Source organism: Paraburkholderia sp. UYCP14C, from assembly GCF_004197395.1.
Taxonomy (GTDB): domain Bacteria; phylum Pseudomonadota; class Gammaproteobacteria; order Burkholderiales; family Burkholderiaceae; genus Paraburkholderia.
The window spans coordinates 142,483-155,884 of record NZ_SELS01000002.1 but is presented as its reverse complement, the minus strand read 5'-3'; the positions used below and the strand labels follow the sequence as shown (position 1 = coordinate 155,884).

Sequence of the window (13,402 nt, the reverse complement as noted above, 5' to 3'; positions counted from 1 at the left end):
GCACGCCTGACCGAAACGCAATCTTGGCATCACCAAAGGCGGGCGGGGTTCACTCCCTCCCGCCTTTCTTTTTGCAGCAACACGATGAACGTCACCGAATACTACGAAAAAGAACTGCAGACACGCGGTTATCAATCCGATCCGGCGCAGCGTGCGGCGGTCGACCGCCTGCAGCGGTGCTACGAAGAGTGGAGCGAATACAAGTCGCGCCGCTCGAACGCGTTCAAGAAGCTGCTGATTCACCCGGATCTGCCGCGCGGCGTGTACATGTGGGGCGGCGTAGGCCGCGGCAAGAGCTTCCTGATGGACAGCTTCTACATGATCGTGCCGTTGCATCGAAAAACGCGCCTGCATTTCCACGAGTTCATGCGCGAAGTGCATCGCGAGCTCGAAGAACTCAAAGGCACGGCCGATCCGCTCGACGAACTCGCGCGCCGCATCGCGAAGCGCTATCGGCTGATCTGTTTCGACGAATTCCACGTGTCGGATATCGCCGACGCGATGATTCTGTATCGACTGCTCGACAAGCTCTTCGAGAGCGGCGTGCAGTTCGTGATGACCTCCAACTACGCGCCGGATACGCTGTATCCGGACGGCCTGCATCGCGACCGCATGCTGCCCGCGATCGAGCTGATCAAGCAGAAGCTCGACGTGATCAACGTCGACGCGGGGATCGACTACCGCCAGCGCACGCTCGCGCAGGTGGAGGTCTATCACACGCCGCTGGACGCCGCCGCCGGCAAGGCGCTACGCGACGCCTTCGCGCGCCTCGCCGCGGTACCCGACGAAAGCCCGCTGCTGCATATCGAGAAGCGCGAGCTGAAGGCGCTGCGCCGCGCGGACGGCGTCGTCTGGTTCGACTTCGCCACGTTGTGCGGCGGCCCGCGCTCGCAGAACGACTACCTCGAACTCGCGACCCGCTTTCACGCGGTGATCCTGTCGGACGTGCCGCAGATGTCGGTGCGCATGGCGTCGGAAGCGCGCCGCTTCACATGGCTGATCGACGTGTTCTACGACCACAAGGTCAAGCTGCTGATATCGGCTGAGGTGCCGCCGGAGCAGTTGTACGTCGATGGTCCGATGGCCAACGAATTCACGCGTACGGTGTCGCGCATCGTCGAGATGCAGTCGAAGGAGTATCTCGACACGCCGCGCCGGATCGTCGACACGTCGTTGACCTGAGCCTCGACGGGCGACACATTTCAGGATTCGGAGTGGTCTTATATGCCGCGCACGGATGACTAGCTATCTTTTGTCGTTGTTCTGACAAAGGAGGAAGCATGAACCCGTATCGCGAAATCACCGATGAAGAATGGCAGCGCGTTGCGCCACTGCTGCCCGAACTCCGGCCTCGTACCGAAATGCGTGGGCGTCCGCTTGCCAATACCCGCTCGGTGCTCAACGGCGTGCTTTGGGTCATGTATAGCGGCTCCACCTGGTCCGCCATGCCGCGCCGCTATCCGTCGTATCAGACCTGTCATCGTCGCTTCATGTCGTGGCACGAATCGGGCGTACTCAAGCACGTCACGGAGCAACTGCTCGGCACCGCGAGTGAGGATCTCTGCAGATTGATGGAAGCGCGTATGCGCACGCATGCGAGCGCGCAGCCCAAGCGCGCCGCAGCACCGCGCGCGCCCGCGGCGTTTCGTGTTCCGCCCGCCGTATACAATCCGGCACCGGCCACGTCGGTGCCCGCGTCGGCGTTCGCTTATGCTGCATCGTTCAAGCAGGCGGCATGACCATCACAAAGAGCTCGCCACAATGAAAACGGCCGCGCGATTCGTAATCGCCGGCCGTTTTTTATCTTGCACCTCCCGGTGCCGGGCGCGCCATCGTTGCAGCACGATGCGCTCTTTCAAGCGACGTGCGAGGCGCCACGCATGCGCCGCACGTCGATCCTCACTGCTGCCGTATCCATGTCTGCGAGCGGCCGAGTAGCGCGACGCCAATATAGCCTCGCACCACGAGCTTGTTGCCGCCATCTTCGAGATGCATCTTGCACTTGTAGACCTTGCCGTTTTCCGGATCGAGAATCTGGCCGTGATCCCACGCGTCGCCATCCTTCTTCATGCTGTTGATGATGGTCATGCCGAGAACCGGCTGATCCTTGCGCGAGTCGGTGCATGCGGTGCAGCGGCGGTCCGGCTGGTCGTTCGCGCCGAGGCCCTTGATAACCTTGCCGTTCAGTTCGCCATTGCCGTCTTGTGTGATCTGCACGAGCGCCTTCGGTTGGCCCGTGTGATCGTCGATGGTTTGCCACGTGCCGATCGGCGTCTCGGTCTGCGCCATCGCGGTCACGGCGCTGGCGAGCAGGGCGCCGGCGAGTGCAGCGTGACGAGCCGTGCGCAGCGCGAGCGCGCGAGCACGTTGGGTGAATTGTGTCATTGCCTTCCTCCTTGGTATGAGACAGCGCGATCGTGGTCGCGCGGCATTATGGGCATCGAGGCCGGATGTGCGGCACCTGGCCTTCGATGCGGGACGCTGCCAGCGGCGTGCCGTTTGCATCGTCAGCGCAGAATACGCGAAAGTGCACGCGCCGTTTGATAGTGGAGCTTCTAATCGTCCAACCGCTTCCAATTTCTTCCAGTTAGCTTGCCCGGATTAATACATTAAACGCCTGTAAAATCAAAGCGTTACAAGGTTTCTGAGCCAAAAACTCCAACGCTTTCAAATCGTTTACAATGGCTTCCAACGCGGGGAAAACGCGGGGATTTAAACGGGGATTGCGGGCGGCTCTCCATGGAACCTTACTGAGTAAGATAAACGAAAGGAACTGACAATGCGGTCAACTAACTACACACTCACGGCAGCGAAGCTCAACGCCGCGCGCGGCCAAGAGAAGCCGTACAAGCTCACGGACGGCGGCGGGCTGTTCGTTCGTGTCTCTTCGGCTGGAACGCGAACGTGGTGCTACGGATACACCGCGCCGACCGGTAAGCGCGGAGAGGTCACGTTTGGGCAGTTCCCCGAAGTCGGCATCAAGGCCGCGCGTGAACTGCACTTCGCCGCCCGTCAGCAACTCGCCGCTGGCGTGGACCCAGCCGCAGCGAAGAAGGCCGAACGCGAAGAGAAGAAGCGCGCGGCGGCGACCGACGAAGGACTGTTCATGGCGTTCTCCGAAAAGTGGTTGAACGAACAACTAGGCGACGCGGCACCAGCTTACCAACGAAAGCAGCGATCACTGTTAGAGCGTTTCGTCTGGCCGTCGATTGGACGTAAGGCGCTGATCGATGTTAGGCCGCATGATGTGCTTGAGATCATGCAGACGCTCAGCAAGATTCCGGTCACTGCTGAAAAGGTCCGCGCGCTGATCAAACAAATCTTCGATCACGCGATTCTTACGCTGCGCGTGGAGACCGGTGCGAACCCGGCTGCGGCGTTGCGCGGCGCGATCAAGGTGCCGCCATCGAAGCATCACCGCCACCTCAACGAAACGGAGCTTGGCGCGTTCTGGCGCGCGGTCGCAGGGCAGGTGGACGGCGCGGCCCATCCTTCGACCATCGCCGCTGCCCGGATAATCGCGCTGACCCTCTGCCGCAAGCTTGAGGCGCTTAGAGCGGAGTGGACGGAGTTCGACTTGGACAAGGCCGTCTGGACTATCCCGGCTGAGCGGACGAAGATGCGTAAGCCCCACCGCGTGTTCCTGAGCCGTCAGGCTGTCGCCGTGCTCGACGCCCAATACGCGCTAACCGGCGCTGGCCGCTGGGTCTTTACGACATCATCTAAGCTCGCCGTGCCGACTTCGCCTGCAACGATGACTTTCTTCTTCAAGCGGCTCGAAGGCGTGCCGTCCGACTTTACGCCGCACGGTCTGCGCGGTACGGGCGCAACGATCTTGCTCGAACGCAAGCACAGGCGCGATGTGGTGGACCTGCTCCTTGCGCACACTGAGGGCGGCGTATCCGCAGCTTACTTCCACCATGAGTTGGAAGATGAGCGCCGCGAAGCGCTCCAGTTTTACGCCGACCTGATCGACACGGTGGCGGCGAGCGAGAAAGTTTCTGTGCTGAAGCCGCGCCGACCGCAGGCGGCTTAATTACATCCGGTCATAAACCGTGCGTCGCTTATAACGGATGCATCTAGATTTTGTTCACTGAAGTCCCGGATAATTAGCGCCAAGCCGGAAGACGTTGGAGTCGGACCGGAAAGACCGGATTCAGTGGTAGCTAAACGCACGCTGCACCTTGACTAACTAAGGGCGCGTGCGTTTTCTTTTTGTTGATCGCCGCGTTGATCAAAGAAAGGACTACTAAAGATGAACGATTTGCTTACGTTCGCGGCGCTTCAAAATAGCGCTCACCATTCGATTCAACGTGCGACGGACGACGTCTTGCCGCGTGGCGTGGCCCTGCTGCGGCTCTCGCAGTTCCGCAAGGCGATCGGGATGGCCGACACGACCGTGTACCGGGCGGTGAAGGCTGGCCGCTTCCCGAAGCCCTTCATCACGAATCCAACGTTGCGGCTGTGGAAGGCTGAGGATATTCGTGAATGGATGCGCGTTGGACCGGACGCGTGGCTGGCGGCGCATCCGGTTGCTGCTGAGTCTGGAGCGGCGTGATGGGGATGCAAATTAGGCCCGATGGAAATGTGGTGATCACGGATTGCCGCCTGTTCCGGGCAGGTGTGCTGTACGCGACCGGCTTCGAACTGGGCTTGCAAGGCGCGGACGAGCGCAAGACATTCAACACGTATTGCCCGCCGCACCTACTGTCTGATGAGCGCTTCCTGAAGAAGCTCGAACGCTTGCCGGTCATCCTCGGACACTTGAACTGCGTTGAGGCGCGGCACTACGAAGGCACCACGTCAGCGGCTCGATTTGATGGCGAGTGGGTTATTGCTGATTTGACGATTAACACCGTTGCGGTGCTGACGGAGATATTTGTGCATCGCGTCACCGACCTATCGTTGGCGTCTCAGGACAGCCATGAAGCATGGCCCGGTGGGAGCGTATTTGATCGTGGGCTTGAGCGCGACTTTGAATATCTGGTGACGGCCATAAAGCCGACGCACATCGCGATTGTTCCGATTGGGCGCGTAGAAGGGGCGCGGCTGAATCTGTAGGTGCCGCCGCGCTTTTCGTTGAGCTATTTCGTACACGGCGTTTAGCTACGATAGCTGCATCGGTTGTTCGACAGCCGATAAAGGCGAAGGCCCGCAGCGCCGGGAAGCGAGAGCGGGCCTTCTGAGCGAAACAAACGCGTTGATACGGGACGCGAGCGCTTCGGTGTTTATTCTACCGCTGCGCCGCGCTCGTGACGCGTACATTAGGACTACATAGCGATGAACTCGCTTGTTACTGCTTTGGCGTGTTGGTGGGTTGGTGAGAACGTTATTGCTTGGCTGCGGCTCGCGGTTGATCGATTGAATGAGGTGGAGGGTTGAACATGGAAGCAGTTCGGATGAACGTGACCATGCATCGCGAAACAAAGGTGAAGGGTGAAGCCGCTGTCGTAGCTGCGGGCATGAGCATTTCTGAATACATCCGCCGTGTAATGGCGTATGCGGCTGAGGGCGGCGATCTGTCGGTGATCGCAGCTATGCGGCCTTCAGGCGTTCGCAACGGCGTGAAGACGGTCTGAGCAAAAGAAAAGCCGCTGTGACCTTTCGATCAGAGCGGCTTAGCCAAGGACTTAATCAAACAACACCGGTGCCAGCCGGTGCAACTGCAAGGAATAGATTGTATGGTATCCGAAAAAACCAACGAAATCAACGGTCACGCGGACCTCAAATCGCAGCGCGACCGGTTCTTTAAAAATCTAGCGGCACGAATCCCGGAAGGTTCGGATGGGCGCATTGGATTCCGAAACAAACCCAATCCAGGCGTCGGCGGATTCGCTATGTGGCCGTGGAGCGAGTCGCGTGATCTAAGCAAAGCTGACGAAGAAAACCTTTACACGTGCATCGCCGCGTGCGGTCGCGTAAAGAAGGAGAAGGGAGAAAAGGAGTGGTATGAAGTTGACCTTAAGGACGGCTTTAAAGCGCTCCTGATGGTGCACTTCGATGACGTGGGCACCGGCGCAACGTCTGGCGCAAACAAGGCTGTGCACGCCGATAAAGAGCAGGCGACGACCATCGAAACGCTGCGCACCGCGCTTGGCACGCCTACATTCGTTCTGGAAACTTCGCCTGATAATTTTCAGGTCGGCTACCTGCTCGAAAATCCTTGCACCGATGAGGAGTTTGCCGCTGGTGCGATGAAGGCGATTGTTGGGCACTTCGCTGCGCGCGGCACGGTGGATGAATTGACCAGCCCTGTGCGAATCGTTCGCGCGCCGTGCTCACGGAACCTGAAGCGAAAGGCAATCAAGGACGCGGACGGAAAGCACAAGCGCGACGACGAAACCAACGCGCTGCTGTGGGGCGATTTACTGTATCCCGGCGCTGACGGCGAAGGGTTCCGGGTTCGACTCATCGAAGAGAATTGGAGCGCGCTGCACACTCTCGAAGGGCTGGCTGCGCGCATCGGCGTCGAGATTAACCCGCTCAAGATCGAGAAGCGTAGTTTCAACGGTTCGCGCAGCGGCAACGATTACGATGATGAAGCGTTTCGCCGCGTGCTGGAAGCGATGAAGGCGAATGGCGACTGCTACGAAAGCGACACAGACGACTATCGCGGCGCGTGCCTCGTTTGCGGCGCGGCAGACTGCTTCCGGGTGAGTGGCCCGCGTTCCAGACAACACTACAAGTACACTGCGAAGTGCTACCACAGCGGCGGCTCGTGCTCCCTTGGATCGAAAGACGACGGCACAGGCGGCTGGAGCACCTTGCTGCGTGAATCCGGCATCGAAGAGCAAATGGACGAGGACGCGCAGAAGGCCGCGCAGTGGGCGTGTGACAAGGTGGAGCAGCTGAAGGCCGCTGCGGAGTATGAGGAACGTATGCAATGGGAGCTACCCGAAGACTCATCGAACCGGCGCTACCACATCGACCGCAGCCGCGCCGCGCCTGAACCGGAACACTCGCCCAATGAAGCGGAGTCCGCCAGCGAATCGAAGAGCGGCGAGGAAGTGTCCGAAAAGGCGTCGAGGGGCGCGGGCGATGCCGCTGGCGCTGCTGCGCGTAAAACGCAGTGGTCTGAGGGTTGGTACTACCTTGCGGCGCGTGACCGGGTCGCCCGACCTGGAGAATTGACCACCTATAGCAAGCAAGGATTCGATGCGCTATTTGCCTGTGAAGGTGGCGTTGAAGGCGGCAAGGCATTCGACTTCGTGCGGAAGAAAATTCGCTTCAAACATGCGGACGGCATGGCGTACGTGGCGGGAAGAGAGCCGGTGTTCACGTTTCAAGGGCAAACGCTCGTCAACGAGTTCATTCCATCTTCCATCCCGAAGACTGCGGCGAGTTATTCGGATGAAGGGCTGGCCGCCGTCGAGACCATCCGCTATCACCTGACGCTGCTGACCGGCGAATACAAGAAGCCGCGCGCTGAGCATGTCTACACGCCTATGTTGGAATCGTGGATCGCGCTGAATATCCGCGCGCCGGGAAAGATCATTGGCATCGCACCGCTGATAAAGGGCATTCAAGGCGACGGCAAGACGGTGATCTTCAAAAAGATGATGGAGGCGCTGCTTGGCGCTCAAAACGTAAAAGAGGCTTCCACTAAAGAGGTCTGCTCCGATTACAACGCGTATGCGTATGGCGCGGCGGTGCGCGTGATCGAAGAGCTTAAGATGGCCGGCGAAAATCGGTTTGCCGTCGCTGACGGGGTAAAGCCGCTGATCACGAATGAGGCGGTGCGTGTGGTGGCGAAGCGCGCGAACGGGATCGACTTGCCGAACGCAACGAACTATGTCGCCCTGACGAATCACGCGGACGCTGTACCGATTGACGACAGTGATCGCCGCTGGTTGATCATCTTCACGCCTTGGGGGCACATCAGCGATCTGGAGGCGGTCGTGGGATCAATCCGCGAGTATTTCACGCGACTCCATAAGGCTATAGAAGAACATGCGGGCGCGCTTCGGAAGTACTTCGAAGAGTGCAAGATTCATCAAGACTTCTTCCACGGTATGCGGGCACCGATCACGGAATGGCGTGGTGAGGTGATTGCGCAGGAAGAAGCGCTTATCGGCGGCGACTTCTTCGATGCCTATGTGACGAGCGGGGAAGAGCATGGGATTAGCCGCGAGATCTTAACGACTGACCTGCTGACGAAAGCGTTTGAACGGGATATGCCGCGCGGGAGCGCTCCGAAGACTCGGCAGTTGTCGCGATTGCTAAAGGCTCGCGGCTGGCACCGTGTTCCGGGCGTCGTGAAGCTTGCAGGGAAGACGCGTGTTGTGTACGTCAGCGATGAACGCATTGCCGATGCGCGGATGTCTGAAGGCGTGGAGTTGCGAAACGCGAAGCTCAGAAAGATGTTCGAGGCTACTGTACCGGCTGACTATGAGAAGAATCGCGCGTCGTATGAAGAGGCGGGCGGCGGCTTCTGAATATTTTTGCTTCGTTGGATGACCTTTGGGCTCGCTTCGGCGGGCCTTTTGTTTTTGTGCTGCTGAATTCCGTTCCTTGGTTACGATTCGGGCGCGTGGCAGGTTATATTCGATAACTTTTATAAGCTATTGAATAGAAACGAAATATCGGCGTTTATTGGGCCTTCGGTTCTTGGTTATAAATTGGTTGCATATAGGCGGTATAGCTATATACGCTACGTCACTTTATACGCTCTCCGACGACGTTGCCGCGCTACTACGTCTACTACTATGATAAACGTACACTAAATGCGTTTATAGACCTGAAGCGAATCAATATATAACCCACAACCTGAATCCACCAGCGCCTTGCGCGGCGCGGCTTTCCCAAGGTTCTATATTCGTCGGAGTCGTTCCGCGATTCATACCCGGACGCTCCGAACTGAGAAGACGACACCGTACACCATCGTCGTCGGATAATACGGGTAACTAAATATCACCACGCGGCAGCGCGGCTAGATCGAATCATGGAACCCCAACGCCAACAATTCACCTACGACCCGGCAGACTTCGCGAGCGAAGAGTGGGCGGAGCAATTCGCAATCCCGTTTGACGACTTCATCGAATTGCGCATTAAAGGCGTCGATAAGGAAGTTGCGATCATCACGGCCTTCGAGATGATCAAGTACGGCGCGCGGCTTCATAACGTCGCTGAGCTATCCCTCGCAGCAGAGGCCAACCCATATTTCCGCAAGCGCTTCGAGCCGCGCCTGAAGGACAAGAAACCGGATGACCTTTGGGACGGCAACAAGGCGCTCAACGCGCTGCTCAAGTTGGTGGAGTCCGCGACCGTTCGCGACAGCACGCGGCTGAACGCAATCAAGGAACTCAACGTTTTGCTCGGCATCACCGAACTGGATGAGAAGGGCCAAACGAAGCTCATCGACAAGTCGCTCGCAGACTTCTATTCGCGGCGTATCGCAATGCGCGGCGACAGCACGACGACCCACTAATCAGCAGTCGCCGGTCTAAGTCGGAACCTCTAATCTCAAGCGCGGCGCGGCCTTGACAGGGATCAGGCGGAAATCCCCAGCTAGCACCCCGTAATACGACCGCCGCACCGGGCGAATTCCGACCTAGACCCGCTACAAGCCGCCGACGAGCCGAACCGAGACCGACCTACAGACAGATGCGCACGAGCCAGATAGAACACGAATACGACAGCACGGTCAGCGACTTCGGGCGGCGCGTCGCCAACCGCTGGCTTTACGCGACGACGAAGAAAGCAGGCAAGGTCAACTTCGCGCTGGCCGACTTCTATGCCATGTACGGAAGCGAAGACCGTCTGCCAGAGAGCGAACGCACACGCTCCGCTGACGACGCAAAGCTGCTGGACGTTACCGGCTTCAGCGACTTCTACCAGATCGACCGCGAGCAACACTTCATCAACGCGGCGCTGAAGATCCACGGCACGACGCGCGATTGGACCGCCGAACTGAACGCAGCGACCGGTGCGCAACGTGCCTATCTGGGCGACATCGTTCTAGGCTTGGTGACATTGGATGACGCAAGCGAAGAGTGGCAGGAATACGCGGAGAGCACAAACAACGTCGATGCCTTCGTGCTGTTCGTCCTATTCGCAGGCCGATGGCCGCGATCAGAAGGGAATCGCCTGCTGCCGAACGAAGCTAAGGTTGCAAACGAACTCAGCGGCCAGGCGCGAGTGCTGACGGATCAAGGAGAAAAGTGATGGGAATCGGCAGACGTAACACGGTCCCGGCAGAGCCGAAAGACCCGGCAGAAACAGCAACGTTCTTCGGCGCAGGGAAGCCAGCAGAAGGCCAACAGCAGACCGATCAAGCTTCGACCCCAGCCGCACCGAAGGAACCAGCCGGAACATTTTTCAGCAATCGCCACACCGATCCGCTTACCGAACTCAGCACGCACCGCGCGCGCGGCTGGAGCGCGAAGACCGAGCAGGAGAGGGCAGCACGTAAGCAGGAAGAGACGGAGCGCGCACGGCGCGGCATGGATTGGTTCATGTCCGTCATTCGGCGTTAAACAGCATCACACACTTACCCAACCACGAAAGGAGTACATACAGATGGACACGATGAAACAACGCGGCGACTACAACGGCCCGACCAACGGTACGAAGGTCGTCCACCACACGGACGGCAATCGGATGCTCGAAGCGTTCGCCGCAGAGCAGAACGCCGCTCTTCAGGCACAGGCGTACGCGGCCCGCGTAGCTGAAGCTTGCGCGGCGAAAGCATCGGCACCTGAGCCGGATGTTGCGGCTGAGACGTCCACCGAATCCACCGCCTGAAGTTCAATCCCTAGAAGGCGGATCGCGCATCACTAGCGATCTGCTCCCACTTGTGACGCCTGCGCAGTCTCTCAAGTTCGTAACTGGTCCCGCCGCTGTGTTCAAGCACGTTCAATTCCTGCTGCTGTAGCGACGGACTCGTGCCGGTTCGCGTCCGACCGCATGCCGTGCGTGCATACGCGTAACGAAAGCGCCCAGCGCCCACGCGCATGAAGTTATTTTCCGCAGGGAGCAGTCGCACAGATTGACGCGGCTTCAACTCAAACGGAAAGGGCAGGCCGTCCGGTGCGAGGAACTTGATGGCGGCATCAGCCGGGTCTCTTGGCATCACCCCGACCTCGTTCACATACACAGGGAATTGACTCAAGTTAACCACTTGGATACGTATCTCATACGAGTCAGGGTCCGCCGTCGAGCTTTCAAGCGGAATCGTCGGCACCACCATCAGCGACACGCGGCGAGAGCGCACCAGCATGTACGCATTGAAGACGCCAAGCACGATATTCACGGTCGTTGCTACAGAACTCATTGCAGCACCTTTTAAGATGGGTCAGAACGGTCCGAAGCTCATTATCGCAGTCGCAACCGCAGTGACCAATCTCTGCGCCTCTGAAATCGACGTGCCGAACATAAATTTCAGATGGTCGCATGAGATGCAGCTGACCCGATGCGTGGTTTAATGCGGGGAATTCGCGCCGCGCCCCGTCAATTCATCGCACGGCCCATCCCCTCAACCTCTCTGCCGCAAACTAGCGGCTCTGCACCGGAACGTCTAAGCCAGAAAACCGTCCACGCGGCCAACAATCCGAGTGTATTAACGCGCTCCAAATAGCGCGGCGCAGTACACATCGCGGCAATACGCTACGGGCTTTAGTCCGACACGGAGCGAGCGATGGACAGGGACCAAGGCACCAGCAGCTACATCAACAACCCGCCAGCACGGCAAGTATTGCCGCGTGCGCTTGAGGCTGCGGTGATGCGCCGTAAAACGGGCACCAACGAAATGACCGTTTCCACTCTCGCGATTCGCGCGGCCTTCGATCATATCGGGTATCAACACAATCTCACGGCTGCCGCACTCATGCACGCACTGACAGCGGCTGGCGCACGTAGAGCGTCCCATTCCGTTACCGAAGGCGTGCGCTACGTTTTCCCCGACGCGCACAGCCGTATGGAAGCCGTCCGAATGGCCGCGAAGAACATCGCGCGTTTTGAACTGACGGCGCTCGACCGCCGAGAGACAGGGTGCGGCGCACTCCGCACGCCGACCGCTCATGGCTGCGTTGTTACCTTCGATTGATTTTCCGATTTGTTTGGATGACGAAGTAACAATGCGTGTATTCGAACACTGTAGCTCCGTAAAGTACGAACAACTCGTACCGTTCGAATAACTCGAACCTAATTCAACCGGAGCACATCACCACATGAATCACGCTATCTACATCAAAGGCAACGATGACTTCACGCTGCAACCGCAAGACGCCGCAACGAAGGGCATCGTGAATCACCTCATCAGCGCAAGCGACCGTCGCTTGTACGCCTGTGTTCGTGCGTTCGGCTACAGCGCGCTGGAAGCCGCAATCGCAGCATTCGGAAACGTCATCAGCGGCCACGTGGACGCGCTGGGCGAATTCGCCACCGCATACGAAACCACGCGCGGCTTCGAGCGCGACTATCGCCAAGTGTGTGAGCAGATCGGAGAGCAGCGCTTGAAGATCGAGTGGGCGAAGCGTTGTGAGGAACTGTCGGTTGCGGCTCGTGACGCGGCGATGAGTCTGCGCGTCGCGCTGGCCGGTTACAAGCCTGAAGTCTATGCAGTCGATACGAGCGGTGACGAAGCAGCTTGGGCCGCGCTCGTGGAGCAGCGAGAGAAGGAGCAGCGCGCGGATCGGCGCGCGGAAAACTGGGACCGTCCGCAGCAACCGGAATCGTACAGCAACACGACCCTGTTCGGTCACATCTACCAATAAGGAGAGCGACCGTGCGAGAAGCACCGATCAGATTAGCCATCGCCGCAGCGCGCAAAGGCGTCACCCGCGATGGTCTCGTCACAATCGAATACCCCGATGTTCTCGCAGCGGCAAATGCTATGGGCATGGCGCTTAAAGCGACCGCGACCGAGGTGTTCAAGGAAGTCAGAGAGATGGGCGGCAAACGCGTCGCGAACTATCACGGCGCACGTTACGGCATTCCGCAGCACGTTTTGGAGCGCAGCACGAACGGCGAACCGGGCGTGAATCACCTGGGCGGCGAAGGTCTGGAAGCGCGCTTGACTGCTTCGCTCACGTATCCGCGCGGCATCACGATCACCGAATTCTCACACGACTATGCGATGTCAGCCGCCGACCTTTGCACCGTCGAAGTGGCCGTGATCGATCCAGATGGCGCGCGGCTGTCGCAAGGCGCAGTGGTCTCGTTGAACCTCGTTCCGGGAAGCGATGCCGCCAACGCGCTGCGTGAACTCGTCCCTTCCGTACACAACGTTACACCCGGAAGGTCCGTGACCAGTACAGCGGGCGCTGACCGCGTCGCGCTAGGTGTCCGCTTTCCTGACGGCAGCACGGCAGACCTTTCGGGCGGCTCGCTCATTTGCCGCCACCTGCACCCGAACAACGCGCAGTTCACCTTCTTCTTTTCAGACGTCAATCGAGACAACTAA

At 59.0% G+C, this 13,402-nt stretch carries 16 protein-coding genes; 14 read left to right on the top strand and 2 right to left on the bottom strand.

Annotated elements, in window-relative coordinates:
• The first annotated feature begins 84 nt into the window (after nucleotides 1–84).
• Complete coding sequence (zapE, locus tag EVC45_RS02495) at nucleotides 85–1,182, top strand: cell division protein ZapE (protein WP_129956456.1); 1,098 nt, start codon at nucleotides 85–87, stop codon at nucleotides 1,180–1,182.
• Nucleotides 1,183–1,280: 98 nt separating this feature from the next.
• On the top strand, nucleotides 1,281–1,739 hold the full coding sequence (locus tag EVC45_RS02490; protein ID WP_129956455.1) for a transposase: 459 nt from the start codon (nucleotides 1,281–1,283) through the stop codon (nucleotides 1,737–1,739).
• Nucleotides 1,740–1,899: 160 nt separating this feature from the next.
• Here the strand turns inward: EVC45_RS02490 and EVC45_RS02485 are convergent, their stop codons facing one another.
• Nucleotides 1,900–2,385: a DUF2147 domain-containing protein gene (locus EVC45_RS02485; protein ID WP_129956454.1), complete on the bottom strand. Its 486-nt coding sequence runs from the start codon at nucleotides 2,383–2,385 to the stop codon at nucleotides 1,900–1,902.
• A gap of 394 nt (nucleotides 2,386–2,779) precedes the next feature.
• On the opposite strand from EVC45_RS02485, the gene EVC45_RS02480 reads away from it, so the two are divergent.
• From EVC45_RS02480 to EVC45_RS02440, 9 genes are all read left to right on the top strand, one after another.
• Nucleotides 2,780–4,036, top strand: a complete 1,257-nt coding sequence (locus EVC45_RS02480; protein WP_129956453.1) for an integrase arm-type DNA-binding domain-containing protein — start codon at nucleotides 2,780–2,782, stop codon at nucleotides 4,034–4,036.
• Nucleotides 4,037–4,255: 219 nt separating this feature from the next.
• Nucleotides 4,256–4,558: an AlpA family transcriptional regulator gene (locus tag EVC45_RS02475; protein WP_129956452.1), complete on the top strand. Its 303-nt coding sequence runs from the start codon at nucleotides 4,256–4,258 to the stop codon at nucleotides 4,556–4,558.
• Nucleotides 4,558–5,061, top strand: a complete 504-nt coding sequence (locus tag EVC45_RS02470; protein ID WP_129956451.1) for a DUF2213 domain-containing protein — start codon at nucleotides 4,558–4,560, stop codon at nucleotides 5,059–5,061. The genes EVC45_RS02475 and EVC45_RS02470 overlap by 1 nt, the downstream gene beginning before the upstream one ends.
• 323 nt (nucleotides 5,062–5,384) lie before the next feature.
• Nucleotides 5,385–5,579 carry a hypothetical protein gene (locus EVC45_RS02465; RefSeq protein ID WP_129956450.1) on the top strand — a complete coding sequence of 65 codons (195 nt, stop codon included), beginning with the start codon at nucleotides 5,385–5,387 and terminating at the stop codon, nucleotides 5,577–5,579.
• Between the two features lie 102 nt (nucleotides 5,580–5,681).
• On the top strand, nucleotides 5,682–8,435 hold the full coding sequence (locus EVC45_RS02460; protein WP_129956449.1) for a primase-helicase family protein: 2,754 nt from the start codon (nucleotides 5,682–5,684) through the stop codon (nucleotides 8,433–8,435).
• Nucleotides 8,436–8,941: 506 nt separating this feature from the next.
• Nucleotides 8,942–9,427, top strand: a complete 486-nt coding sequence (locus EVC45_RS02455) for a hypothetical protein (protein ID WP_129956448.1) — start codon at nucleotides 8,942–8,944, stop codon at nucleotides 9,425–9,427.
• A 176-nt stretch (nucleotides 9,428–9,603) separates the two neighbouring features.
• A complete protein-coding gene (locus EVC45_RS02450) occupies nucleotides 9,604–10,164 on the top strand; it encodes a hypothetical protein (protein ID WP_129956447.1) in 561 nt (186 codons plus the stop codon).
• The gene (locus tag EVC45_RS02445) at nucleotides 10,164–10,475 is read left to right on the top strand and encodes a hypothetical protein (protein ID WP_129956446.1); all 312 of its coding nucleotides are present in this window, start codon (nucleotides 10,164–10,166) and stop codon (nucleotides 10,473–10,475) included. Before EVC45_RS02450 ends, EVC45_RS02445 begins: the two co-directional genes overlap by 1 nt.
• Before the next feature lie 43 nt (nucleotides 10,476–10,518).
• Entirely contained in the window at nucleotides 10,519–10,743 is a 225-nt protein-coding gene (locus EVC45_RS02440; protein WP_129956445.1) for a hypothetical protein, read from the top strand.
• A 10-nt stretch (nucleotides 10,744–10,753) separates the two neighbouring features.
• On the opposite strand, the gene EVC45_RS02435 is transcribed toward EVC45_RS02440, so the two are convergent.
• On the bottom strand, nucleotides 10,754–11,272 hold the full coding sequence (locus EVC45_RS02435; protein WP_129956444.1) for a hypothetical protein: 519 nt from the start codon (nucleotides 11,270–11,272) through the stop codon (nucleotides 10,754–10,756).
• Nucleotides 11,273–11,635: 363 nt separating this feature from the next.
• Between EVC45_RS02435 and EVC45_RS02430 the strand changes: the two genes are divergently transcribed.
• The 3 genes from EVC45_RS02430 (at nucleotide 11,636) to EVC45_RS02420 (ending at nucleotide 13,402) form a co-directional block, all read left to right on the top strand.
• Nucleotides 11,636–12,043: a hypothetical protein gene (locus EVC45_RS02430; protein WP_129956443.1), complete on the top strand. Its 408-nt coding sequence runs from the start codon at nucleotides 11,636–11,638 to the stop codon at nucleotides 12,041–12,043.
• Between the two features lie 124 nt (nucleotides 12,044–12,167).
• Nucleotides 12,168–12,713 carry a hypothetical protein gene (locus tag EVC45_RS02425; RefSeq protein WP_129956442.1) on the top strand — a complete coding sequence of 182 codons (546 nt, stop codon included), beginning with the start codon at nucleotides 12,168–12,170 and terminating at the stop codon, nucleotides 12,711–12,713.
• 11 nt (nucleotides 12,714–12,724) lie between these two features.
• Nucleotides 12,725–13,402, top strand: a complete 678-nt coding sequence (locus EVC45_RS02420) for a hypothetical protein (protein WP_129956441.1) — start codon at nucleotides 12,725–12,727, stop codon at nucleotides 13,400–13,402.

What these genes read in the sequence shown, in the direction of transcription:
- zapE (WP_129956456.1), top strand. Translation starts at nt 85, where the DNA reads ATGAACGTCACCGAATACTACGAAAAAGAACTGCAGACACGCGGTTAT.
- EVC45_RS02490 (WP_129956455.1), top strand. Translation starts at nt 1,281, where the DNA reads ATGAACCCGTATCGCGAAATCACCGATGAAGAATGGCAGCGCGTTGCG.
- EVC45_RS02485 (WP_129956454.1), bottom strand. Translation starts at nt 2,385, where the DNA reads ATGACACAATTCACCCAACGTGCTCGCGCGCTCGCGCTGCGCACGGCT.
- EVC45_RS02480 (WP_129956453.1), top strand. Translation starts at nt 2,780, where the DNA reads ATGCGGTCAACTAACTACACACTCACGGCAGCGAAGCTCAACGCCGCG.
- EVC45_RS02475 (WP_129956452.1), top strand. Translation starts at nt 4,256, where the DNA reads ATGAACGATTTGCTTACGTTCGCGGCGCTTCAAAATAGCGCTCACCAT.
- EVC45_RS02470 (WP_129956451.1), top strand. Translation starts at nt 4,558, where the DNA reads ATGGGGATGCAAATTAGGCCCGATGGAAATGTGGTGATCACGGATTGC.
- EVC45_RS02465 (WP_129956450.1), top strand. Translation starts at nt 5,385, where the DNA reads ATGGAAGCAGTTCGGATGAACGTGACCATGCATCGCGAAACAAAGGTG.
- EVC45_RS02460 (WP_129956449.1), top strand. Translation starts at nt 5,682, where the DNA reads ATGGTATCCGAAAAAACCAACGAAATCAACGGTCACGCGGACCTCAAA.
- EVC45_RS02455 (WP_129956448.1), top strand. Translation starts at nt 8,942, where the DNA reads ATGGAACCCCAACGCCAACAATTCACCTACGACCCGGCAGACTTCGCG.
- EVC45_RS02450 (WP_129956447.1), top strand. Translation starts at nt 9,604, where the DNA reads ATGCGCACGAGCCAGATAGAACACGAATACGACAGCACGGTCAGCGAC.
- EVC45_RS02445 (WP_129956446.1), top strand. Translation starts at nt 10,164, where the DNA reads ATGGGAATCGGCAGACGTAACACGGTCCCGGCAGAGCCGAAAGACCCG.
- EVC45_RS02440 (WP_129956445.1), top strand. Translation starts at nt 10,519, where the DNA reads ATGGACACGATGAAACAACGCGGCGACTACAACGGCCCGACCAACGGT.
- EVC45_RS02435 (WP_129956444.1), bottom strand. Translation starts at nt 11,272, where the DNA reads ATGAGTTCTGTAGCAACGACCGTGAATATCGTGCTTGGCGTCTTCAAT.
- EVC45_RS02430 (WP_129956443.1), top strand. Translation starts at nt 11,636, where the DNA reads ATGGACAGGGACCAAGGCACCAGCAGCTACATCAACAACCCGCCAGCA.
- EVC45_RS02425 (WP_129956442.1), top strand. Translation starts at nt 12,168, where the DNA reads ATGAATCACGCTATCTACATCAAAGGCAACGATGACTTCACGCTGCAA.